At 73.0% G+C, this 21,518-nt stretch carries 19 protein-coding genes and 2 pseudogenes; 6 read left to right on the top strand and 15 right to left on the bottom strand.

Features of this window, described 5'->3' with window-relative positions:
- Window positions 1–23 precede the first annotated feature (23 nt).
- Both ACZ592_RS24135 and ACZ592_RS24130 read left to right on the top strand, forming a co-directional pair.
- Window positions 24–1,226 carry an LCP family protein gene (locus ACZ592_RS24135; protein WP_471583691.1) on the top strand — a complete coding sequence of 401 codons (1,203 nt, stop codon included), beginning with the start codon at window positions 24–26 and terminating at the stop codon, window positions 1,224–1,226.
- 11 nt (window positions 1,227–1,237) lie between these two features.
- Window positions 1,238–2,623: an FtsW/RodA/SpoVE family cell cycle protein gene (locus tag ACZ592_RS24130; RefSeq protein ID WP_471583690.1), complete on the top strand. Its 1,386-nt coding sequence runs from the start codon at window positions 1,238–1,240 to the stop codon at window positions 2,621–2,623.
- 57 nt (window positions 2,624–2,680) lie between these two features.
- On the opposite strand, the gene ACZ592_RS24125 is transcribed toward ACZ592_RS24130, so the two are convergent.
- The 12 genes and pseudogenes from ACZ592_RS24125 to ACZ592_RS24070 all read right to left on the bottom strand — a co-directional run bounded on the left by ACZ592_RS24125 (window position 2,681) and on the right by ACZ592_RS24070 (window position 14,789).
- A complete protein-coding gene (locus ACZ592_RS24125; protein ID WP_471583689.1) occupies window positions 2,681–4,672 on the bottom strand; it encodes an N-acetylmuramoyl-L-alanine amidase in 1,992 nt (663 codons plus the stop codon).
- A gap of 319 nt (window positions 4,673–4,991) precedes the next feature.
- Window positions 4,992–5,399: a RidA family protein gene (locus ACZ592_RS24120; RefSeq protein ID WP_471583688.1), complete on the bottom strand. Its 408-nt coding sequence runs from the start codon at window positions 5,397–5,399 to the stop codon at window positions 4,992–4,994.
- Window positions 5,400–5,588: 189 nt separating this feature from the next.
- A complete protein-coding gene (locus tag ACZ592_RS24115; RefSeq protein WP_471583687.1) occupies window positions 5,589–7,253 on the bottom strand; it encodes an ABC-F family ATP-binding cassette domain-containing protein in 1,665 nt (554 codons plus the stop codon).
- Window positions 7,254–7,517: 264 nt separating this feature from the next.
- Complete coding sequence (locus ACZ592_RS24110; RefSeq protein WP_471583686.1) at window positions 7,518–7,790, bottom strand: hypothetical protein; 273 nt, start codon at window positions 7,788–7,790, stop codon at window positions 7,518–7,520.
- Window positions 7,791–7,906: 116 nt separating this feature from the next.
- Window positions 7,907–8,167 carry a hypothetical protein gene (locus tag ACZ592_RS24105; RefSeq protein WP_471583685.1) on the bottom strand — a complete coding sequence of 87 codons (261 nt, stop codon included), beginning with the start codon at window positions 8,165–8,167 and terminating at the stop codon, window positions 7,907–7,909.
- 29 nt (window positions 8,168–8,196) lie between these two features.
- Window positions 8,197–9,546 carry an SLC13 family permease gene (locus tag ACZ592_RS24100; RefSeq protein WP_471583977.1) on the bottom strand — a complete coding sequence of 450 codons (1,350 nt, stop codon included), beginning with the start codon at window positions 9,544–9,546 and terminating at the stop codon, window positions 8,197–8,199.
- Window positions 9,543–10,499, bottom strand: a complete 957-nt coding sequence (locus tag ACZ592_RS24095; RefSeq protein ID WP_471583684.1) for a substrate-binding domain-containing protein — start codon at window positions 10,497–10,499, stop codon at window positions 9,543–9,545. The genes ACZ592_RS24100 and ACZ592_RS24095 overlap by 4 nt, the downstream gene beginning before the upstream one ends.
- Before the next feature lie 121 nt (window positions 10,500–10,620).
- A pseudogene (locus ACZ592_RS24090) lies at window positions 10,621–10,887 on the bottom strand (class II aldolase/adducin family protein); the annotation flags it as partial.
- Entirely contained in the window at window positions 10,884–12,203 is a 1,320-nt protein-coding gene (gene otnK / locus ACZ592_RS24085) for a 3-oxo-tetronate kinase (protein ID WP_471583683.1), read from the bottom strand. The pseudogene ACZ592_RS24090 and the gene otnK, both read right to left, overlap by 4 nt.
- The gene (locus ACZ592_RS24080; protein WP_471583682.1) at window positions 12,197–12,880 is read right to left on the bottom strand and encodes a hypothetical protein; all 684 of its coding nucleotides are present in this window, start codon (window positions 12,878–12,880) and stop codon (window positions 12,197–12,199) included. Before ACZ592_RS24080 ends, otnK begins: the two co-directional genes overlap by 7 nt.
- A complete protein-coding gene (locus ACZ592_RS24075) occupies window positions 12,877–13,668 on the bottom strand; it encodes a hydroxypyruvate isomerase family protein (RefSeq protein WP_471583681.1) in 792 nt (263 codons plus the stop codon). The genes ACZ592_RS24080 and ACZ592_RS24075 overlap by 4 nt, the downstream gene beginning before the upstream one ends.
- A 116-nt stretch (window positions 13,669–13,784) precedes the next feature.
- Complete coding sequence (locus ACZ592_RS24070) at window positions 13,785–14,789, bottom strand: phosphoglycerate dehydrogenase (RefSeq protein ID WP_471583680.1); 1,005 nt, start codon at window positions 14,787–14,789, stop codon at window positions 13,785–13,787.
- A 115-nt stretch (window positions 14,790–14,904) separates the two neighbouring features.
- On the opposite strand from ACZ592_RS24070, the gene ACZ592_RS24065 reads away from it, so the two are divergent.
- Window positions 14,905–15,588: a GntR family transcriptional regulator gene (locus ACZ592_RS24065; protein WP_471583679.1), complete on the top strand. Its 684-nt coding sequence runs from the start codon at window positions 14,905–14,907 to the stop codon at window positions 15,586–15,588.
- 77 nt (window positions 15,589–15,665) lie between these two features.
- A pseudogene (locus ACZ592_RS24060) lies at window positions 15,666–15,791 on the top strand (LysE family translocator); the annotation flags it as partial.
- A gap of 33 nt (window positions 15,792–15,824) precedes the next feature.
- On the opposite strand, the gene ACZ592_RS24055 reads toward ACZ592_RS24060, so the two are convergent.
- Complete coding sequence (locus ACZ592_RS24055; protein ID WP_471583678.1) at window positions 15,825–17,411, bottom strand: diacylglycerol/lipid kinase family protein; 1,587 nt, start codon at window positions 17,409–17,411, stop codon at window positions 15,825–15,827.
- Between the two features lie 489 nt (window positions 17,412–17,900).
- Here ACZ592_RS24055 and ACZ592_RS24050 point away from each other — a divergent pair, with 489 nt between their 5' ends.
- The gene (locus ACZ592_RS24050) at window positions 17,901–18,374 is read left to right on the top strand and encodes a methanogen output domain 1-containing protein (RefSeq protein WP_471583677.1); all 474 of its coding nucleotides are present in this window, start codon (window positions 17,901–17,903) and stop codon (window positions 18,372–18,374) included.
- A complete protein-coding gene (locus ACZ592_RS24045) occupies window positions 18,371–19,105 on the top strand; it encodes a PAS domain-containing protein (protein ID WP_471583676.1) in 735 nt (244 codons plus the stop codon). Before ACZ592_RS24050 ends, ACZ592_RS24045 begins: the two co-directional genes overlap by 4 nt.
- Before the next feature lie 42 nt (window positions 19,106–19,147).
- Here the strand turns inward: ACZ592_RS24045 and ACZ592_RS24040 are convergent, their stop codons facing one another.
- Together ACZ592_RS24040 and ACZ592_RS24035 are read right to left on the bottom strand one after the other, a co-directional pair.
- On the bottom strand, window positions 19,148–19,981 hold the full coding sequence (locus ACZ592_RS24040; protein ID WP_471583675.1) for an alpha/beta hydrolase: 834 nt from the start codon (window positions 19,979–19,981) through the stop codon (window positions 19,148–19,150).
- A gap of 178 nt (window positions 19,982–20,159) precedes the next feature.
- A complete protein-coding gene (locus tag ACZ592_RS24035; RefSeq protein ID WP_471583674.1) occupies window positions 20,160–21,356 on the bottom strand; it encodes an ROK family protein in 1,197 nt (398 codons plus the stop codon).
- Window positions 21,357–21,518: the final 162 nt, after the last annotated feature.

Genomic DNA, 21,518 nt, shown 5'->3' with positions numbered 1-21,518 from the left:
AAAGGGCGTTCAGGATCGTCCCCATGTCTCAGCACCGAGCCGTCAGCCCCCGCTCCCGACGACATCGTGCGCGCCCTCGGCACTCGCCCCGGCGGGGAGTCTCCCGAAGGGCCCGGCTCGGCCGCACCCTGCTGGGCCTCACCGGTGTCCTCGTACTCGGCGGCGGCGCCGGCGCCTGGTACCTGTACCGCGAGCTCGACAGCATCGGCTCCTCGTCCGCCCTCGGCGCAGACGCCCCCAAGTCGACGGACGGCACGACGAACATCCTGCTCATGGGCCTGGACACCCGCAAGGACCAGAACGGCGAAGAGCTGCCCGCCGACGTACTGAAGAAGCTGCACGCGGGAAGCTCCGACATCGGCGGCTACAACGCGAACACGCTGATTCTGCTGCACGTCCCGGCCGGTGGCGGCAAGGCCAAGGGCTTCTCCATCCCGCGCGACGACCTCGTCGACATACCCGGCCACGGCAAGGACAAGATCAAGAAAGCGTACGGGCTCGCGAAGGCGGCGGAGGAGAACCGGTTGCGCGGCGAGGGCGTCACGGACGGGCACCGGCTGGAGCGGGCTGGCAGGGAAGCGGGCAGGACCTCGCAGATCCGGACCGTGCGCGACTTCCTCGGCGTCCCCGTCGACCACTTCGCGGAGGTCAGTCTCGCCGGCTTCCACCACCTGGCCGACGCCCTCGACGGCGTCGAGGTCTGCCTCAACAAGCCGGTCAAGGACCGCTACTCCGGTGCCGATTTCCCCGCGGGCAGGCAGAAGCTCGACGGGCAGGAGTCCCTCGCGTTCGTACGGCAGCGGCACGGCCTGACGCGCGGGGACCTCGACCGTACGCGCCGCCAGCAGGCCTTTCTCGCCTCGGCCCTGCACCAGGCGAACAGCGTGGGCACGCTGACCCACCCCGCCCGGCTGCTCGACCTGAAGGACGTGGTCAAGGACAACGTCGTGCTCGACAAGGGCTGGGGCGTCCTCTCTTTCGTCCGGCAGGCCAAGAACCTCACCGGCGGCAACGTGGAGTTCACCACCCTGCCGGTGGAGAGCTTCGCCCGGCACAACGGCGAGGACGTCAACATCGTGGACCGCGACCTGGTGCGCCGACGGGTCCAGGAACAGACCGGACACGGAAAGCAGCCCCAGGACAAGGGGCACGCGGGGGAGTCCGGGAAGAAGTCCGGGCAGAACTCCGAGAAGGTCGCCGGGGGCGGTGTCCCGTGCGTGGACTGATCCTGCGAGCCGTGCCCGTGGTGCGTGGCACGGACGCCCAGGGACGCCGGGCCCGCCGCACCGAGGCCCTGCTGCTCGGCCTCGCCCTCCTCGTCGTCAGCTACGGATACGCCTCCGCCGGCCTGGCCACGACCGGCGGCCTTCCCACAGGGCTGACCGGCTTCGGCGTTTCCCAGCTCTGCCTCGCCGGAGCCGCCCACCTCGCGGTCCGCAGGTTCGCGCCGCACGCCGACCCGCTCATCCTGCCCCTCGCCCTCCTCCTCACCGGCCTGGGCCTCGTCCTGATCCAGCGCCTGGACCCGGCCTACGCCGCACGCTACGACTCGGCTCCCGCGAGCGGCGGCCAGCTCGTCTGGACCGTCCTCGCGGTGGCCGTCACCGTGGCCGCCCTGTGGGCGCTGCGGGACTACCGGCAGTTGCAGCGCTACCTCTACGTCACCATGGCGGCGTCACTGGCCCTGCTCATGGCCCCCGCGTTCTTCCCCGGCGACAGCTACGGAGCCAAGCGCTGGGTCCACCTGGGCCCGCTCTCCTTCCAGCCCGGGGAGTTCGCGAAGATCAGCATCGTGGTGTTCTTCGCCGGGTTCCTGGTGCTCCACCGCGACGCCCTGGCCTGCACGGGCCGCCGGGTGCTCGGCATGACCCTGCCGCACGGACGGCAGATCGGCCCGATCGCGGCGGTCTGGCTGCTCAGCCTGCTGGTCCTGGTCTTCGAACGCGACCTCGGCACGTCCCTGCTCTTCTTCGGCGTCTTCGTCGCCATGCTCTACATCGCCACCGAACGCACCAACTGGGTCGCCTGCGGGATCGCCATGACCCTGGTGGGCGCCGTCGCCGTCGGCGCGACCGAACCGCACGTGCGCGGCCGGATCCTCGCCTGGCTGCACCCGTTCGACATCTACCTGCCGGCCGAGCAGCGCCCGCCGGGGCTGATCTCGGCCCAGGCGGCGGAGGCCCTGTTCAGCTTCGGCAGCGGCGGGGTCACGGGCAGCGGCCTGGGGCAGGGCCACCCCGAACTCATCGGCTTCGCCGGGCGCAGCGACTTCATCCTCACCACCGTCGGCGAGGAACTGGGCCTCGCCGGGGTGATGGCGGTGCTGCTGCTCTACACCCTGCTCGTCGCGCGCGGTTTCCGTACGGCCGTGATCTGCGGCAACCCGTTCGGCAAACTGCTCGCCGCGGGCCTGTCCCTGGTGCTCGCGTTCCAGGTGTTCATCATCGTGGCGGGCGTCACGGGCCTGCTGCCCTTCACCGGGAAGGCGCTGCCGTTCCTCGCCCAGGGCGGCTCGTCCATGGTCGCCAACTGGCTCCTGATCGCGCTCCTCCTGGCCGTCAGCCACCGGGCACGCCAGGACCTGCACCGGGCCGGACAGGGGCAGCCGGGCGACGGCCCGTGACGTGCGACGGGTCCGGGCCGCCCCACGCGGACCCGGACCCGACTGCCCCGGACGGTGCTACGAACCCGACCGCACCACCTGGACGTCCGCCGCCCGCACGTACCCGATGCGGTGCCCGTACTGGACGACGTAGTACATGTCCTTGCCGCGCACCACCTTGTGCGGCGCGGTGTCGAAGGTCGGGGAGTAGAAGTACTCGCCCGGCACCTTGTCACCGACCACGTACTTCTGGCCCGCGAGGATCTTGTACGGCAGCGGCGAGACCGCCTGCACCGGCACGCCCTGCGGGTAGGCCTCCTTCTCCGGGTAGGCGCGCCCGTACACCGGAACCTCGGTCGCGCCCGCCTTCGGCGTGACCACCAGGCCCTTCGCGTCGACCGCCGTGGGCTGTTTCTTCGGGTTCTTGAACCAGGCCTTCTGGCCGAGGTACCAGACGGCCGTCCAGTCGCCCTTGCGGTCGGCGACCGCGTACTGCTGGCCGGTGGAGAGCCGCGCGCCCGTGTCGTTCACGTCGATCGTGGAGTCCTGGCCGCCGGGACGCTTGCCGATGTCCTTGATCAGCGGTGCGTCGTCACGGGGCTCGGTGTGCACGCGCACCGCGGCCGAACCGTGCGGCACGCACGTCTCGCCGGGCTTGACGCAGCCCGTGTACTCGGGGCGGTTCGCGGAGTACTCCGGCGCCACCGTCACCACGCCGCCGTTCTTGCCCGCCGTGCGGTGGAACGGCTTGCCGAGCAGCGAGAAGTAGTGCTGCCAGTCCCAGTACGGACCCGGGTCCGTGTGCATCCCGGAGATCGTCGACGCCAGCGTGCCCTGCACGTTGTCGTGGCCGAGGATGTGCTGGCGGTCCAGCGGGATGTCGTACTTCTTGGCGAGGTACTTCACCAGGCGGGCCGACGAGCGGTACATCGCCTCCGTGTACCAGGTGTCGGGCGCGGTCAGGAAGCCCTCGTGCTCCAGGCCGATGGACTTGGAGTTCACGTACCAGTTGCCCGCGTGCCAGGCGACGTCCTTGGCCTTCACGTGCTGGGCGATGTGGCCGTCGGTCGAGCGCAGGGTGTACTGCCACGACACGTAGGTCGGGTCCTGCACCAGGTTCAGGACACCCTCCCACCTGCCCTCGGTGTCGTGGATGACGATCGAGTCGATGCTCTGGCTCTTCGGCCGGTCCGACAGGTCGTGGTTGCCGTAGTCGGGATTGCCGTCGGGGTCCTTGAACTCCTCGTACGGGGCGGGGATCCACTCGCACGACACGGTCTTCGGGCACTCCGTCTCACCCGCGGGCGCGCTGCGCAGACCCATGCGCTTCACCTGCGCCGCGTCGGGCTTCAGACCCGGCTCCGGTGCGAGCGTCACGCGCTGGCCGGCGTCCGTCGTGCGCCGCTCGCCGTCGCGGATCACGGCGAACACGTCGTTGGCGTACGTGGCCGCCGTGGCCCGGTCGTCCGCTCCGGAGAAGCGGGCGATGGCGCCGTACCAGTCGGCGGGGTCACTGCTCAGGGGCTTGCCGAGGCCCCGCTGGGCGGCGGCGAGCAGGGCCGCGCCGCCCTCGACGTTCGCTGCCGGGTCGGTGCGCAGTTCCTGCGCGGAGCGGCCGGTCAGCCCGGCCGCGCGGGGCAACGTCTTGAGCCGGGCGGGGAGTTCTGACTCCTCGGGCACCTCGGTCTTGGGCGGCGCCGCCGGGCGGGAGGTGTCGCCGCGCGGGTCCTCCTTGCCCTCGCTGTGGTGCGGGGCCGAGGCGAGGGCGGCGCGCGCGTCGGTGAGGTGCATGGGGCCGAAGCCTCCGGTGACGCTGGCCGCGCCGCCGTGCGCGTCCCAGCGCGACTGCAGGTACGAGACGCCGAGCAGCACGCTCTGCGGCACGTCGTACTTGGCGGAGGCGGCCGCGAAGGCGCCCTGCAACCGCTCCGGGGACGCGTCTCGGGGAACGCCGGACGACGGGGCCGCGCCGAGCAGCGGTACCAGCAGACCGGCCGACGCGAGAGCGCCCGCCGTCCTGACGGTGCGTCTGCGCGCGGACGCGGTACGGGCGGTGTCGGATGCTCGCAAAGCAGCCTCCTGGAACTCCTGGGCCGGTGAAGCGTGACGGGGCGTGCGGGGCCGGGCGTGCGTCAGTGGTACCGGCTCGCCGACGATCCGTCAATCATGCCCAGGAGAAGGGATTTCCCATGTCAGCGCCGGTCCCGGCGGGTCAGTGGCGGGTTTTCGCCGAAGGTGGCCCCACCGCCTGCGGCGCGTCAGTGGAATGGACCATTGAGCGGTGGGGAGATCCACCTGTTCGGGGGAGTGCTCCGGGAGTCCGGCGCGGGAGCGGTTCGGGAGGCACGCACGGGTGGCGACGGGCCGGATTCCGCCCCGCGCCGCGGATTCAGTCGAGCACCGCGGTGGCCTCGACCTCGACGAGATGCGCGGGTACGTCGAGGGCCGCGACGCCGATCAGCGTCCCCGGTGCCACGGGGGTGCCCCCGAGCTTCGCGGCGGCCCGGGCGACGCCCTCCAGGAACAGCGGCATCTTGTCGGGGGTCCAGTCCACGACGTACACGGTCAGTTTCGCCACGTCGCAGAAGGACCCGCCGACCGAGGCCAGCGCGGTGCCCACGTTGAGATAGCACCGTTCGACCTGGGCGGCGAGATCGCCCTCGCCGACCGTGGTGCCGTCGGCGTCCCAGGCGACCTGCCCGGCGATGAAGACCAGCCGCGAACCGGACGCGACGGCCACCTGCCGGTAGACGCCGACTTCCACCAGGCCCGGGGGATCGATGAGAGTGACGGACATGCGCATTGCCTCCTCGTCGGGGAGCCCGTGGGCGGGCTCGCTGGCACAGGAGACCGAGGCGCCCCCGCTCTCCTGCGGTTACTGGGGAACCGTAGGAGAGCGAGGGCTGACGTGGAAGAACGCACTTTTTGGTGACCGAGGAACCTGAGGGTGACCCAGGAGTTCGACGGCTCACCCGGGGCGGACCGGTCATCGCCGCACGGCGGGACCCCCGATCTCCAGACGCGGCCAGTCCGCCAGGTCCCGCAGCAGCTGCCGGTCGTGCGTCGCGACCACGACCGCCGCGCTCGTGCCGCGGATCGCCCGGGTCAACTCGTCCACCAGCGTCGACGACAGGTGGTTCGTCGGCTCGTCCAGGAGGATCAGCCCGGGCTGCACGGCCAGCGCCAACGCCAGGTCCAGGCGCCGCTGCTGCCCCTGTGACAGCTGCCCGACCGGGGTGCGCAGCGCGTCCCGGTCCAGCAGGCCGAGCGACCCGAGCGGCACGACGTCGCTCTCGTGGAGCGCTCCGCGGGCCATCAGCCGTCCCACGTGCCGGGCGTGCGTCTCACGGGCGGTGAGTTCCGGGTCCGACTCGGCCGTCTCCTGGGTGACGCGGACGACGCGGGCTCCCGCCGCCGTCCGCACGTGCCCGTCCGTGGGCGTGAGCGCACCGGCGAGGACGGCGAGCAGTGTGGACTTCCCTGCGCCGTTCGATCCCGTGACGAGCAGCCGGTCGCCGCCGTCGAGGGTGACGTCGACCGGGCCGGCGAGGCGTCCCTCGACCGCCACGCCGTGTGTCCGCACCAGGAGTGCGCCCCGCCGTACCGCGAGGTCCGGCCAGCGCAGCGCGGGCGGCGGCTCGGGCACGTCGATCCGGTGCGCCTCCAGGGCGTCCTGCCGGCGCTTGACGGCCTGGACGACCCCCGGCGCGCGGGTCTGACGCTGGTGCTTTCCGGTCCCCTTGTCCGGCCGCCAGCCGGTGGAGAGCCGGTCACGGGCCTTGGCGGCGGCGTCCCGCAGCCGTCGGTGTTCCTCCTGCTGCTCCTCGTGGTCCTGCTCCCAGCGTTCGTACGCGCGATGCCTGGCGTCCTGCCAGGCGTCGTACCCGCCCGCGTAGAGGTGTGCCTTTCCGTCGCGGGCCGGATCGAGGTCGAGGTACCGGTCCGCGACGTCGCGCAGCAGCGCCCGGTCGTGGCTGACCACGGCGAGGCCGCCGTCGTGCTCGCGCAGCCTGCGGGTCAGGAAGGCGAGCCCGTCGGCGTCGAGGTGGTTGGTGGGCTCGTCGAGCAGCAGGACGTCGTGGTGCGCGCCGAGCAGGCACGCGAGCCGGACCCGGTAGCGCTGCCCGACCGACAGGTTCGACAGCGGGCGGTCGCGGTCCGTGCAGGCGCCGAGCGCTTCGAGGGCGACGTCGACGCGGCGTTCGGCGTCCCAGGCGTCGAGCCGGGTGGCGGCGTCGAGTGCGACGGCGTACCGGCTGTCGGCGGTGGGGTCGCCGTCGGCCATGGCAAGCGTCGCCTCGTCCAGCGCGGCGAGGGCCGCGAGCGAAGCGGCCAGCGCCCGGGACGTCAGGGTGCCGACGGTCTGCCCGTTGTGCGCGGACAGTTCCTGGCGGGCCAGGCCTAGAGTGCCGGTTTGGTGCACGGCGCCCTCATCAGGGGTGATCAGCCCGGCGAGGACGTGCAGCAGCGTCGTCTTGCCGCGGCCGTTCTCGCCGACGACGGCGATCCGCGACCGGGCGGAGACGGTGACCGAGACATCGTCCAGCACGGTGCGGGATCCGCGGGTGACGGTGATGCCTTCGGCGCGGACGTGGGCGCTGCCGCCCGCCTCGGCGGACGGGGACATGGCTTCGGGGGTGGTGAGGTTCAAGGGTGCTCCGCAGCTCGCAGGGGAGCCGGGCAGCGGAAGGGGCCGCCCGGCGGGAACCGGGACGGCGAGCGCTGATTGAGCAGGGAGAAGGCGCCGCCGTCAGCGGGCGGAGCGAACCTTCTGCGACCAGATACCTCGTGCCATGACCGTCATGCTAACAGCGGCGCCCGTGACCTCCGAGTTCTTTTCGGCGGGCGCGGGCCGGGGCGATGACGCTCGGGTCCCGGTGCGCGGACGGGGCGGGACGACCTGGCCGGGCGGCCGTCAAGGGACGTCGCCCGACCAGTCGAAGCGGTCCGGATCGCGGGGGCGCGGGTCGTACGTGGCCCGGCCCCCGGCGCCGTACTGCCCCAGCTCGGTCGGGAGCGCGACGCCCGTGTCGATCTCGGCGCGCGTCCATCCGGTGATGTCGAGCAGCAGCCCGTCCAGCGGGCCGCCGACCAACTCGGCGTAGCGCTGCCCCGGTCGCGGGCCCGGGTGGTCGTGGTCCTGGCCGTAGACGCGTCCGCGCAGCAGTTGTTCATCGTCGCTCTCCATGCCGTCCAGCCTCCCAGCCGCCACTGACAACGGCGTGACGGCACCGGCGTGACGGGACCGGCCTGACGGCACCGGCCTGACGGCAAGGGTCCGGGGGGAGCACGGTCCGAGCCGCTCTACTCCTCCGGCGCATCCTTCGCGCTCCCGCCGGCCCCCTCCTTCCGTACGTACAGGTGCAGGAACGAACAGAGCCCGGCCGCGCCCGCGACGACGCACACCGCGTCGGTCACGTCGCCGCCGAACAGCTCCATCAACTGCCGGTCACCCGCGGCCAGGGCCACGATCTGGCCCGCCACCACGGCGCAGCCGCCCAGGAGGAAGGCGACGAGCAGGACGCGGGTCGCGCCCGAGAGGAACGTACGCAACAAGCTCTGCATGGAAGGGTCTCCGTTTCCCCGCACGCGGCTCAGCCCGGGATCCACAGCGCGCCCACCGCTATCAGGACGCCGAACAGATATGACGGCACCAGGTAGTACAGGGCGACGGGCAGGAAGATGCGTGCGGGATTGATGTCGGCGATGCCGGCGGCCACGTACAACGGCGCGGCGCCCGGCGGCGAACAGCCCTCGGAGGACGCCCACACGATGACCGCGGCGAACGCCACGTGCGCGGGGATCCCGGCGGCGACGAGCGCGGCGAAGGCGACGGGCCCGACGGCCGCGAGGGTGGACGTGGTGTTGAGGGGTCCCGCGACGATGACGATGACCAGGCCCACCACGAGCGCCGCCACCACCGGTGGCACACCCTCAAGGTCCTCCAGGTACGGCGCCAGCTGTTCGCCGAGACCGAGGCGGTCCAGGACCTCCGAGGCGGCGAACGCGGACACCATCGTCACGCCCACAAGGCCCAGCTTCGGACCGATCTCGCCCAGGGTGCGCCACCATGCGCCGCCGCCGTGCGGCAGGGCCCGCCGCTCCACCAGGAGCCCCGCGATCAGCATCATCACCGGCAGCCACACCAGCAGCGGCACGGCGTCGGCGGCGTCCAGACCGCCGAGCCGGTCCGTCGCCCAGTCGCTGCCCGGCGACGTCGTGAGCAGTACCGGCACGGCTACGGCGGCCAGGACCAGCAGCGAGGTCCAGCCCGCGCCGAACGACTCGCGCAGCGGCCGGATGTCCTTCGGCGCCATGGTGCCGACACCCCGCCTGCGCACGATCACGTACGCGATGACGAGCCGCATCGCCACCATCCAGGCTCCGGTGACGAAGAGCGTGGCGACGACGTCGCGCGAGGAGAGCACCGGCACGACCGTCGGCGCGGCGAGGAGCACGAAGAACGCGCCGCTGAACGGGAAGGTCGCGCCGACCCCCGCGTTGCCGGACAGCACGAGCGCGGCCGTCTCGCCGCTGGCCCGCGACCGCTTCATCCACGGGATGGCCAGCGACCCGACGGTGGCGACGATCGCCGCGCCGTTGTGGGCGACGGCGCCGAACAGGCCGGAGGCGACCGTCGCCGCGTACGCCGAACCGCCCTTGCGGCGGCCGAGCAGCGAGCTGAGGATGTCGATCATCCGGTGCACCAGACCGGTGCGCGTGAGGAGTTCGCTGACGAAGACGAACGCGAGCGCCGCGAACGTGATCTCCGATTTCAGCCCCTCGACGAGACACTCCCAGGCCACGCGTGGCGCGTCCGTGCTCCCGAACGCCGCGCTCGCGAGGAACCCGAGGATCATGGCCTCGCCGATGTTCCGCCTGAACGCCACGTTCCACACGATGATGACCCCGATGAACGCCACGAGGGCGAGGATCGCGTTCATCGGTTCGGGTCTTCCAGACCGGCTGCCAGGTACGCCTCCCGCGCGGCGCCCGCGGTCAGGTGCCGCAGCAGCGCGCCGGCCTCCGGGCGGCTCGCGGCGTGCGCGCCGAGCGCGACCGACAGGTCGGTGTAGTGCTGCACCTCCTGCGGGAGCGGGCCCACGACGTGCGCGTCCGGGACGAAGCGCAGCTCGCTCAGCTGCTGCACGGCCAGGTCCGCGCGCCCGTCTAGCACCGCGAGCGCGGTGAAGCCCTTCGGCACCACCGTGGCGCGGGAGTTGACCTCGTCCGCGATGCCCAGGCGCTCGAGCAGCCCCGCGAACGCGACTCCGCTGGCCCCTGTACGGGAGTACGCCACCGACCGTGCGGACGTCAGCGCCCGCACGAGCGCGTCGGTACTGGACAGGTCCACGCCGGGCGCGCCCGGCGGCACGGCCACCCCGATGCCCACCCGGGCCAGCGGGCGCAGCGAGAAGGCGTCCAGCACCCCGGCTGCGGCCAGCTTCTCCAGCGCACCCGTCACGCCGACCATGACGTCGGGGAGCTCTCCGGCGCCGATCCGGTCGACCAGCACGTTCGTGGGCTCGTAGACGCCGTCGACGCCGATGCCGCTGGTGGCCGTGAACGCCTCCAGCACGGTGTCGTCCAGTGCCTTCTTGATGGCCAGCGCGCTGAACAGCACGACGTCGCGGGGGAGTCGGGGCGACAGGTCCGCGCGCTGCCGCTCGGTCAGCCGGGCGTGATCCGTGCCGTGCAGCAGCAGGTGGACCCGTGCCGTCTGCTCCAGTTCCTCGACGGCCTCCAGGGCCGCGTCGAGTCCCGCGGCCGCGACGAGCGGGCCGTGGTGGCGCAGCAGCAGCGCCGCGTGCGTACGGGCCTTGTCCTCGGCGGCCTCCGCGAGGCGGACGTCGCCCGGTGCGGAGTAGGGCAGCAGCGCGAGCCGCCCTACGCGCATCGCGCCATAGGCGGTGAGCGGGGGGCAGCGCGTCGTCCGCGTCGAGGCCGTTGAGGCACGACAGGGCCGCGGCGTGCGGGGAGTGCGTGTGGACGACGGCGCGGGCGCCGGGCCTGGCCCGCAACACCGCCGCGTGCAGGAACGCCTCCTTCGACGGGGGCGGCCCGTCGAGGTGGGCGCCGTCGTCGTCGATGACGGACAGCTCCCGCGGGCCGACCTGCGCGAGGTCGGCCCCGGTCGGTGTGATGAGGATCGTGCCGTCCCCGGTGCGCAGCGACACATTGCCGGTGCGGCCGTGCACGAGGCCGCGGGCGGCCAGGTGACGGGCGGTGGCGACGAGCGCCGCGCGCCCGGCGGGGTGTGAGGTGTGCGAGGTGTGCGAGGTCATGGTCGAGCTCCTCGGTCGGGTCCGTGCGGGACGGGGGAGTGGTCCGGGGGCGGTGCGGAGGCGGCGGCGAGGAAGTCGGGGCCGCCGAAGTTCCCTGACTTGAGCAGCAGGGCGAGCGGCGGCCCCGACGTCGGGCGGATCCACGGGACGCCCGGCGCGGCGGCCCGGCCGATCCAGCCACCGGTGACGCCCAGCGCCGCCACCACCGCCCCCGACGTCTCACCGCCCGCCGCGACCAGGCGCTGCACCCCGCGCGCCACGAGCCCCGCGGCGATGCGCCCGGTGGCCTCCTCCAGCACGGCCGCGGCCCGTGCGGCCCCCAACGCCTGCTGAATGGAGTGCAGTTGATCGGGGGGCGCCGACGAGTGGAACACCGGTGCCGCGCCCGGCGGGAGCGCGTCGTACCAGTCGAGGGCGCGCCCGGCGAGGTCGGCCGGGTCGGGGGCGGCGCGCGGATCGAGCCGGTGCGCGGGACGGCCCAGGGCGCGCAGCGCGTCGAGCTGCTCCAGGGTGCGCGCCGAGCAGCTTCCGCTCAGTACGGCGGCGGGCCACGCATCGAGCGGATCGTCGTCCTCGTGCACGCCCTGAGCGCCCCGCGCGAGAGCGCGGGCGAGCCCTGCGGCGAGACCGGCCGCGCCCGCGGACAGCGGCGCGTCGGCGGCGACACGGCCGAGCGTGCGCAGGTCGTCGTCAGTGATCGCGTCGGCCAGCAGATAGCGGCCGCCATGCCCACTTGCACCGGCGCCGGTACTGGCACCGGCGACGCCCGCCCGCACGGCCCTGACGCCCTCGCGCACGGTGCCCCACCGCAGCAGCTCCACCGAGCGGCCGGTCTGGGCGCGCAGCAGCCGGGGGAGTGAGGAGTCCGTCATCGGGGTCACCGGATGGTCGCGCAGGGGCGATTCGGCCAACGGCACGCCGTCCACGAAGAGATGCCCCTCGTACTGGGTGCGTCCGTGCTGCGGCGAGCTCGGCGTCAGCAGCACGGTCGGCGCCTCCAGAGCGTCGGCGAGCGCGTCGAGGACCGGCCCGATGTTGCCCTCGGCGGTGGAGTCGAAGGTCGAGCAGAACTTGAAGTAGACCTGCCGCGCTCCGTGCGCGCGCAGCCGGTCCAGCGCGGCGAGCGAGTCCTCCACCGCCCGCGCCGGGGGAGCCATCCGGCTCTTGAGCGCGATGACCACCGCCTCGTGCCCGCCGGGCGGTTCGACCTCGCGTCCGGGCACCCCGAAGTACAGGACGGTCCGCAACCCGCTCTCCCGCAGGGCCAGGGCCACGTCACTGGCCCCGGTCACGTCGTCGGTGATCACTCCTAGCACGGGGCACCCCCTTCTTTGAGTACGGCGCCTTCGCGTGAGGTGTCTTCGCGTACGGCGTCTTCGAGAGCGGCACGCAGCGCGCGGGCCGCGGCGTGCGGTCCGGCATGCACCGGCAGCCCCAGCGCGGCCGACAGCTCGTCGGCCCGGGGCGCGAGCGAGTACTGGGCCAGCAGTACGGCGTCCGCGCCCGCCGGTTCGGGGAGTTCACCGGGGGCGATGACCTGCCCGACGGCCTCGACGGAGGAGTGCGCGGCGCGCGCGGCGGCCCGGAAGCGGTCCAGGGAATCGTCGAGGGCCGCGTCGAACGAGGCCAGGACCAGGACGCGGCGGTGGCCGCCGGCCAGGGCCGCGGCGAAGACGGCGGCGTCCGCCGCGAGCACGGGCACCGTTGCCTCGGCGCGCTCGGCCACCGGCCCGTACAGCGAGCAGGTCAGGAGCACGCCCCGGGCGCCGCCCGCCACCGCGTGGTCGATGAGCCGCCGCATCCTCGCCTCCAGGGCGGGGGTGAGTCCGCCGTGCGCGTCGGCGTCGGTCAACAGCGTGTCGTCGAGCAGGTTCCACGGCTCGGCCCGCGGAAAGCCGTCGGCGAGCCCGGCCACGGCCGGGCCGGTCGCGGCGGGCGTGGCGCTGATCAGCGCGATGCGCGGACGCGGCGTGAGGGAGAAGGGGGCGCTCACGCGGTCACCTCCGTGATCCAGCCGAGCCCCGCCACCGTGCCGTGCGCCGGCCGGTACTCGCAGCCGATCCACCCGTCGTAGGAGGCCTGGCGCAGCTCGTCGAGGACGCGCGGCCAGCGGACCTCGCCGGTGCCCGGCTCGGTGCGGTCGGGCGGGTCGGCGATCTGCAGGTGCAGGGTGTGGTGCAGGTGGGCGCGCAGCGTCCGCACCAGGTCCCCTTCGGTGACCTGCGCGTGGTACAGGTCCAGGAGCAGTCCGGCCCGGCCGTGGCCGAGCGCCTCCACGACGGCCGCGGCCCGTGCCTGGGTGCCGAGGAAGTAGCCGGGGGCGTCCCGCTGGTTCTGCGCCTCGACGACGAGTCGGACGCCGGTGCCGTGCGCCAGGTCGGCGGCCCGGTCGAGGTGGGTGACGTACGTGGCGAAGGCACGCTCGTCACTGACGTCGGGCGGCACGATGCCCGCCAGGACGTGGAGGAGTCCCGCCCCGAGCTCGGTCGCGTACTCCAGGCCGCGCTCGATCCCGGCACGGAACTCGGCGGTCCGTCCCGGATGGCAGGCGGTCCCGGCACGCGTCGCCGAACCCGGCTCCCCGGCGGGGGAGTTGATGAGCACCTGCCGCAGCCCCGCGCCGTCGAGCAGCGAGCGCAGCCGCGCCGGGGGATACGGGTAGGGCGCGGCGTACTCGACCCCGGCGAAGCCCGCGTCGGCCGCCGCGTCGAAGCGCCGCTCGAATGGCAGCTCGGTGAAGAGCCACTTCAGGTTGGCCGCGACCCGTGGGCCGTTCGGCACCCGCAGCCCCGGCGCCGCCTTCCCGGCACCACCCGGCGCAGCGAGGACCGGGCCCGGTACCGGCGCCGTGGGGATCGTTCCACGCCGCTCAGGTATGCGTCGTCCTTCCGTGCCCATCACCGCACCTCCGCCCCGGCCGGGAGGCACGCCGGGTTGACGAGGTGCTGCGGCGTGCGGCCGCGCAGCACGTCGACCACCTGCCGGGCGGCCGAGAGGCTGGAGCGCGACCTCGCCTGCCCGGTGGCGCCCGCGATGTGACCGGTGACCAGAATGTTCTCGAATGCCCGCAACGGCGAGTCCGACGGCAGTGGTTCGTGCTCCGTCACGTCCAGGGCGGCGCCCGCGAGCAGCCCCTCGGCGATGACCTCGGCGAGCGCCCGCTCGTCGACGATGCCGCCCCGGGCCGTGTTGATCAGATACGCGCCCGGTCGCATCCGGCGCAGCGCGGTGCCGTCGATCAGATGCCGGGTCGACGCGTCGAGCGCGAGGTGCAGGGTCACGAAGTCGGCCTCGCCCAGCACCGTTTCCAACGGGAGCGCGCTGATTCCGCTTCCCTCCAGCAACACGGGATCCAGATGCGGATCGTGGCCGATGACGTGCATGCCGAGGGCCAGGCCCAGGTGGGCGACGGTCCGCCCGATCGCGCCGAGACCGACGACCCCGAGCGTCGCGCCGGCCAGCTCCCGGCCGCTGGGCTGCGACCAGCCACCGGCCCGCACGTCGGCGACGCTCTGGGGGATGCCGCGCGCGCAGCCGACCATGAGGCCGAGCACGTGCTCGGCGACGGACTGCCGGTTGGCGCCGGGGGTGTGGGTGACGGCGATGCCGCGCCCGGTGGCTGCGGCGACGTCCACGTTGTCGTACCCGGCGCCGCAGCGGCCGACGACCCGCAGGCCGGGGGAGGCGGCCAGGGCATCGGCGGTGAAGGGGTCGGTCCCCGCGACGACGCCGACGGCGCTCGCGCGGGCGAGGGCCTCGCTCAGCGAGAGTCCCTGCGCTTCCCGGTCCGCGGGCCGAGCGAAGACGGTCCGGAACCCGGCCTCCCGCACCAGCAGGTCGACTTCTCCGCCGGGTTCGAGATACGCCGTGGTCAGCAGCACACACGCGTCGTCATCACGCATCGGGATCCTCCTTGATCCATCGCTATACTATAGCGATACGAAAAATAGTATAGGATTGTGCCGTGATCAAGAGGGATGCGGAGCTGCGCTAAGGTCGGGCTTCGAAGGAGGCACGATGGCTACGACCCGCCCGTCAGCCCGGCAACCCCTGGCCGACAAGATGTACGAGGTGCTGCTCGGGCAGTTCATGGACGGTCTCTGGTCGCCGGGGCAGTCCCTCAACATCGGGGCCCTCACCCGCGAGCTCAACGTCAGTCAGACGCCGCTCCGCGAAGCCCTCGCGCGCCTCGAACACACCGGTCTGGTGCGCCGTGAGGCGCTCAAGGGCTATCGGGTCGCACCGCTCTTCACCGAGCGTGAGCTGATCAAACTGATGGACGCCCGGCTCGTCCTGGAACCGGCGATGGTCCACGAGGCGGCCCGCCGCACCACACCGGAGTTCCTGGACGAGCTCAAGACGAGCATCGCCGACCTCAAACGGTGTGCGACCGAGCCCCGTTCGGCCTCGGTGCGCACCTACTGGGCCGCGGACGAGCGCTTCCACCTGCGCATCGCCGCCCAGTGCGACAACCCGTTCCTGGAGTCCGCCTACCGTTCCCTGGGCGGGCATGTCCAGCGCTTCCGCCTCTTCACCGAGCTCGGCTCCTCCGAGGCGGAGTCCCCGGCCCGCGAACACGCCGCCGTCCACGAGGCGTTGGCGGCGGGCGACGCGGAGGGTGCGGCGAAGAAGATGCGCCGCCACATCGAGAACGCCAAGGCCCGCGCCCTGACCGACCGCCAGGCGGTGGGGGAGGACTGACGCGCCCTCCCCTGCGGGCCGGTACGCCCTCTGCGGCCTGGTCGAACCCTGCGGCCTAGGTCGAAAGTCCGGGGGTGCTGACGGCCTCAGCCGCCCGGGCATGGTTCGGCCGCTCGCGCAGGCGCATGTCGATGGTCGGCGGCACCGGCGGGTCGGCGATGATCGGTCTCGGCGCGACCGTGGCCGTTACGGACCGCGCCGACCAGGGCCGACTGGAGCGGCCTTTCTACAGCCACTCAGCGCAGCCACTGGTCCTGGTCGGCGGGGCGGTACAGCGTGACGGCCTTGGGCAGCTTGTCGAGCACCAGGCGCCGGTAGGTGGCGTCGGTGACCTCGCCGTCGTAGGCGAAGTGCGGTTCGCCCCGCAGAACTTCCAGGTCCAGACGGCGCACCTGGGCGGTCGTCAGGACGCGGGAGCTGTGGAGCGTCCCGGTCAGCACGGCCAGGAGCAGCCGGGTGCGGGCCAGTGGGGTGCCGGCGTCCACGGCGCGGACGTCGAGGAGTCCGTCGTCGAGCTGGGTGCGGTAGGTCGGGGCGAACCCGGCAGGGTGGTAGATGCCGTTGCCCGCGAAGAGCAGCCAGATGCTGCGGGGGCGGCCGTTGATGACCACCGAGAGCGGGCTTCCGGTGGCCAGCACCTTGGCGAGCCCCACGGTCAGCGCGGGCCACTTGCCGATGCGCTTCTCCAGCCGCTCCCTGGCGTGCACGAGTTCCGAGTAGACCCCGATGCTGAACGTGTTGAGGAAGAGCTGATGCTCCCCGTCGCCCCCCGGGGAATCGGTGGCGGCGCGGGAGCCGGGTCCGGCGGGGTCGGCGGGGGAGTCCTGCGGGACGGCGCTCCGGGGCGAGGACGCCCGGCCCACGTCCGCCGTGACGGCGTCGCCCGCCTGGATCGCGCGGGCGACGTCCGCCAGCGTCTGGTTGCCGAGGTCCACGGCGAAGTGGTTGAACGTGCCGCCGGGGAAGACGGCGAGGGGCACGTGGTGGTCGGCGGCCACCGCGCTGCCCGCGTTGACGGTGCCGTCCCCGCCGCACACGCCCAGCGCCCCGCCGTCCTCGACGGCGCGCACGGCCGCCGCGTCGAGCAGGGCCACGAGGTCGTCACCCGGCTCGAAGACGGTGATCGCGGCCTCGGGCAGCAGTGCGCGCAGCGTCTCGGCGGTGTCCTTGGTCCAGGCGATGCCGGAGGACGGATTGACCACCAGATGCAGGCCCTTGCCGTCCTTGAGCGCGGGCGCGGGCCTGCGCGGCGGGGCGGCGGCGGCCGCCGCCTCCGGCTTCACCGGCCACCAGCGGCAGGTCAGGAGTGCGGCGCCCACCCCCACGAGCACGCCGGCCGCTGCGCGGCCCCGGTGCCCGAGCGTCTCCTGGCCGCGCGCGTAGGCGAGCCCCGCGGCGAACGGCAGCACGGCGAGGCCGTGCCGGGGTGACTCCAGGGCGACGCCGGAGGCGAAGGCGGCGGCGGTCGCCATCGGGCTGGCGGGCAGCGAAGCGGCGCTCGGACGCGGAGCGAGAACCCCCGGGAGCGCGGGGAGCGAGTCCAGGACAGGACGGCTGCGGCGGGCGGCCGGTTTGGCCACGGTCTGATTGATGGCCGCGACGATCGCCACGGACCCGATGCCGCGCAGCGCCGCCCGGCGGGCGCTCCTGCCGCCCGACGCCCCGAGCACGGCCGCGACGCCCAGCCACACGGCTTCACTCTGGGCGGCCTTGCGCAGCAGGCGCGGCGCGGCGGCCTCCCGCGCGTGGCGCGCGGTGGCGAGGGATGCGGTCAGCCGGTTCACCGTGCGCGGTATGTTCCACAGCTGTCCAGGTCGCTTCATGCGGTCACGTCACCTCTGCACTGGGGAAATCGGCTGCGTGCGACCGGACCGGACCGCAGCACTGCCTAACCCTAGCGGCGCGGGGCGCCGGTCTCCGACGGGACTGCCGGTTGGGGCCGCCGTCGAAGGCGGGGTCCGGGGCTGCGCCCGAGTCTTCCCGCGCGGACCCGATCTCATGGCCGCACTCATGGCGGCCGGTGTGCGGCCGACCGCTGGGCGAACGCCCCGCGTACGAGAGGGGCCCGGAAGGATGACGCCCGGCGGCGCGGAGAACGGGCTGCCCCGCGGATCGAACCGCCGAAAACCCGGCAAACCGCAAACCCTGAAACGCCGTGATCCGCACCGACGTGACGAAACCGGTCGACAGCGCTCATGACCTCACGCAATCATGGCGTGACACAAGGTGAGGTCCGTTCGCCGGCGGCCGCACCGCGAGGGGGCACCATGGAACCGTCCGAAGCAACTGTCGCCCTCGACCGCGATGTGTTCATGCGCAGTCTCATTCGTGAGTTGGCACGCGTGCTCGAGGACGTCGTCGGTCTGGAGGAGGCGGCGGGGTACGTCAGCCTCGTCGGCCAGACCATCGGCGGTGACATCAACCGCCAGTACACCAAGGCGCTTTCGGTCGACCGCCTCGACCGAGGTCAGGTCGCCCAGGTGATGGTCGACCTCAAGAGACGCCTCGGCGGTGACTTCTTCGTCGTGGACGAGGACGACACGCGCATCATCCTGGGCAACCGGGTGTGTCCCTTCGGGGAAAAGGTCGTGGGCCGCCCCTCGATGTGCATGATGACGTCGAACGTCTTCGGCGCCATCGCCGCGGAGAACCTCGGCTACGCCCGCGTGGAGCTGGAGAAGACGATCGCCCGCTGGGACGTCGGCTGCCGCGTCGTCATCCACCTGCGGCCACCGGCCGACACCGAGCAGAGCACCGGGCGTGAGTACTACGGCGACCTTCCGTGATCCGCGATGAGGCACTGGTCCTCTTCCGCAAGATCACCGCTCTGCTGACAGAACCCGTGCTGCTCGTCGCCGCCGACACCGAGGTCCTCGCCGCGAATCAGCCGGCGGTCAGACTGCTGCCGGGCGTCGAGGACGGCACGTCCTTGAACGACCTCGTCTCCGAATCGGCCGATGACGTAGCCAAGTTCGTCCGACAGTGGCTGCGCACCGGCCACCCCACACCTGCGGGCCTGACCCTGCGCGGCTACGACGGCTCCCGGGTGCGCTGTCGCTGCTTCGGCGCGCGGGCCCAGTGGATGCCCGCCCCGACCGTCCATGTGCGGGCCGTCCGCATCGACCCCGGCGACCGCTTTCTCACCGTCAAGGAGAGCGTCAACGCCTACGAACGCGAGCGCACGCTCCGCTTCCGCGCCACCGAGGACCGACTCGCCCTCACCGCGTCCCTGGCCGCCGCGCACGCCAGGCTCGATCACCTGCACGCGCTCGTGGCGGCCTGCGCCGCGGCCGCCACAGCGGCAGCCGTGGTCCAAGTGGTCGCCAAGCACGTGCCGCCCGTCCTCGGCTGCGCGCGGGCCGACCTGCACCTCACCCCCGTGAGGCGCACCCCGCACCGCGTCCGCATCCCCGTGCCCCCGGACGCCACGCTCGTTCTCACCGGCGACTGCTCGTGCCCGCCGGAGCACCTGTCATCGGTGACGACGCTGATTGCCGGGGCGCTCAGGAACGGGTAGGCGGCGCGAGCGCAGGGCGCGGCGACGCAAGGACGGCGCGCCTCAGACGAAACGCCGTACGAACCGCAGCGCCGCGTCGGCGACCTCCTGCCACCTGCTGTCGAGGGTCAGCGCATGGTCCCGGCCGTGCAGTTCGACGATCTCCGTCACACACGCATTCCGCTTCTGCCGTTTGTACGCGCCGCTGGCCAGCGCCCAGGGGATGGCGTTGTCCTCGCCGCCCGAGACGATCAGCAGGGGCCCGCGCTCCGGGCTGCGGCAGTCCACCCTGACCTCGGTACGCGGATTGAGGTTGGCGAGGGCCGCCTGCATGGGCGGGGCGCACGGCGCGGGCACGGCGTACCGGTCGTAGATGGACCGGGCCTCCTCCTCGCTGACGGCGTTGGCGTAGGCGTAGCGGAACTGCTCGTAGGTCAGTGGCTTGGCGCGCTTCCGGTTGGCGGGGTTGGCGATCATCGGGATCAGGGAGCGCACGGTCGAAAGGGGCATCGCGAGGACACCGCGGAAGGGGGCGGGGTCGATCGCCACCGAGGCGGCCGCGAGGCCGCGCCCGGCGAGGATCTGGGTGAGGAGACCACCCACGGAGTGCCCGATCACGACGGGCCGCTGCTCCAGCAGGCCGATGCGGCCCGCCAGATGGTCGGCGATCTGCCCGACGCTCCTGCCCGCGACGGCCTCGGGCCGCTGCCGGGCATCGGCCACCGTCGGCGGCTCGCCGGGCCACGTCAGCGCGACCGGAGAGAACCCCGCGGCCTCGAAGTGCGGGAGCCAGTGGTCCCAGCTGCCCGCCAGCATCCACAGGCCGTGCACGAACACGGCAGGCGTGCGTCCGGAGGCGTTGGCCCGGTCGATCTGCTCAGTATCGGTTGCGGACATACCCTGACGCTACGGTCACAAGTCGGCGAGCGGCAGGGCAAGATGACGGTGTGGCCGATACTGCCGCCCGCGCTTCCGGATCGTGCCCTCGGGGTGCTGCCCGCGTGTGAACCCCGGTGCCGACGGGACCCTTGGGGCAGTGAGCGCCGCTCGGGTGTCAGCGGGCGGCGCTTGTGCGTCAGCGGGCGGCGCCCGACAGGACCCGGTCCACCTGGCGCGGCGACAGCGCGTGCTCGACGGCGAGGATGCCCGCGCCGATCGCCGCCGCGTTCTCCCCGGTCCGGCTCGGCTCGATGCGCAGCACATGCGTGGCCAGCGGGTGCGAGCGGCGGTACACCGCTTCCCGCACGCCCGCGAGCAGTTGGTCGTGGACGGCGGCGAGCGCCCCGCCGACCACCACCGTGTCCGGGTTGAAGAAGTTGACCAGGCCCGCGAGGACCTCGCCGACCGATCGGCCGGCCTCGCGCACCATGCGCACCGCGTCGCGGTTGCCGGACTTGACCAGGCGTACGACGTCGCTCCCCGAGGTCGCCTCCAGGCCCAGCGCCGACAGCCTGCGGGCGAGTGCCGCGCCGCCCGCGACCGCCTCCAGGCACCCGGTGTTGCCGCACCGGCACGGGTCGTCCCCCTCGCCGACGCGGATGTGCCCGATGTCGCCCGCGCTGCCCTGCGCGCCCCGGTGCAGGCGGCTGTCGGCCACGATCCCGCAGCCGATGCCCGTGCCGACCTTGATGTAGAGGAGGTAGCGGGTGTCGGGGAAGGCGCGGCGCTGTTCGGCGAGCGCCATCACGTTCACGTCGTTGTCGACGAGGGCGCGGGCGCCGAAGCGGTCCGCGAAGAACTCGGGGATGGGGTACTGGTGCCAGCCCGGCATGATCGGGGGATCCACCGGCCGGCCCGTGGAGAACTCGACGGGCCCCGGCACACCGACGCCGATCGCCTGCAGCCCGCCCGCGTCCCGCCCCGACTCCTCGAGGAGGGCGTGCAGGGTCCGCTCCACGTGGCCGAGAACCGCCTGCGGGCCGTCCGCGATGGACAGCGGGTCCTCGCGCAGCGCCAGCGTCTCGCCGCCGATGTCCATCAGCGCCACCCGGCAGTGCGAGGCGCCCAGGTCGACGCCCGCCACGGCGTGTTCACGGGTGCGCAGCCGGAGCCTGCGCGGCGGGCGGCCGCCGGTCGAGTTGCCGTCGGCCTCCTCCGCGAGGAAGCCGTGCGCGATGAGGGCGTCCACGCGCTGCGACACGGTCGAGCGCGCGAGCCCCGTCAGACGGGCGATGTCCGCACGTGTCGCCGCCGCCCCGGTGCGCAGCAGCGCGAGCACCTCTCCGGGAGAGGACGGCACGGTTGCGGGGAGGTGATCCGGCGCTCCAGGCATGACGCCACCCTAGGGACGACTTTTACTGCTCACAAGGCCGATGCTGTTCGACGATCGACCTAAGTACCCGTCAACTCGCTGCCAAGTAAACGTGCTTGAGCCCTTGACAGGTCAAAGCCCGCTCATCACATTGCTCTGCAGACCGCTGCCGATGGAGCCGAG

It is taken from the genome of Streptomyces sp. NPDC040622 (assembly GCF_055593965.1).
This window is presented reverse-complemented; position numbering and strand designations above follow the sequence as displayed.

What these genes read in the sequence shown, in the direction of transcription:
- ACZ592_RS24135 (WP_471583691.1), top strand. Translation starts at nt 24, where the DNA reads ATGTCTCAGCACCGAGCCGTCAGCCCCCGCTCCCGACGACATCGTGCG.
- ACZ592_RS24120 (WP_471583688.1), bottom strand. Translation starts at nt 5,399, where the DNA reads ATGTCCGTCACTCTCATCGATCCCCCGGGCCTGGTGGAAGTCGGCGTC.
- ACZ592_RS24110 (WP_471583686.1), bottom strand. Translation starts at nt 7,790, where the DNA reads ATGGAGAGCGACGATGAACAACTGCTGCGCGGACGCGTCTACGGCCAG.
- ACZ592_RS24105 (WP_471583685.1), bottom strand. Translation starts at nt 8,167, where the DNA reads ATGCAGAGCTTGTTGCGTACGTTCCTCTCGGGCGCGACCCGCGTCCTG.
- ACZ592_RS24100 (WP_471583977.1), bottom strand. Translation starts at nt 9,546, where the DNA reads ATGAACGCGATCCTCGCCCTCGTGGCGTTCATCGGGGTCATCATCGTG.
- ACZ592_RS24095 (WP_471583684.1), bottom strand. Translation starts at nt 10,499, where the DNA reads ATGCGCGTAGGGCGGCTCGCGCTGCTGCCCTACTCCGCACCGGGCGAC.
- ACZ592_RS24070 (WP_471583680.1), bottom strand. Translation starts at nt 14,789, where the DNA reads ATGCGTGATGACGACGCGTGTGTGCTGCTGACCACGGCGTATCTCGAA.
- ACZ592_RS24065 (WP_471583679.1), top strand. Translation starts at nt 14,905, where the DNA reads ATGGCTACGACCCGCCCGTCAGCCCGGCAACCCCTGGCCGACAAGATG.
- ACZ592_RS24055 (WP_471583678.1), bottom strand. Translation starts at nt 17,411, where the DNA reads ATGAAGCGACCTGGACAGCTGTGGAACATACCGCGCACGGTGAACCGG.
- ACZ592_RS24050 (WP_471583677.1), top strand. Translation starts at nt 17,901, where the DNA reads ATGCGCAGTCTCATTCGTGAGTTGGCACGCGTGCTCGAGGACGTCGTC.
- ACZ592_RS24040 (WP_471583675.1), bottom strand. Translation starts at nt 19,981, where the DNA reads ATGTCCGCAACCGATACTGAGCAGATCGACCGGGCCAACGCCTCCGGA.
- ACZ592_RS24035 (WP_471583674.1), bottom strand. Translation starts at nt 21,356, where the DNA reads ATGCCTGGAGCGCCGGATCACCTCCCCGCAACCGTGCCGTCCTCTCCC.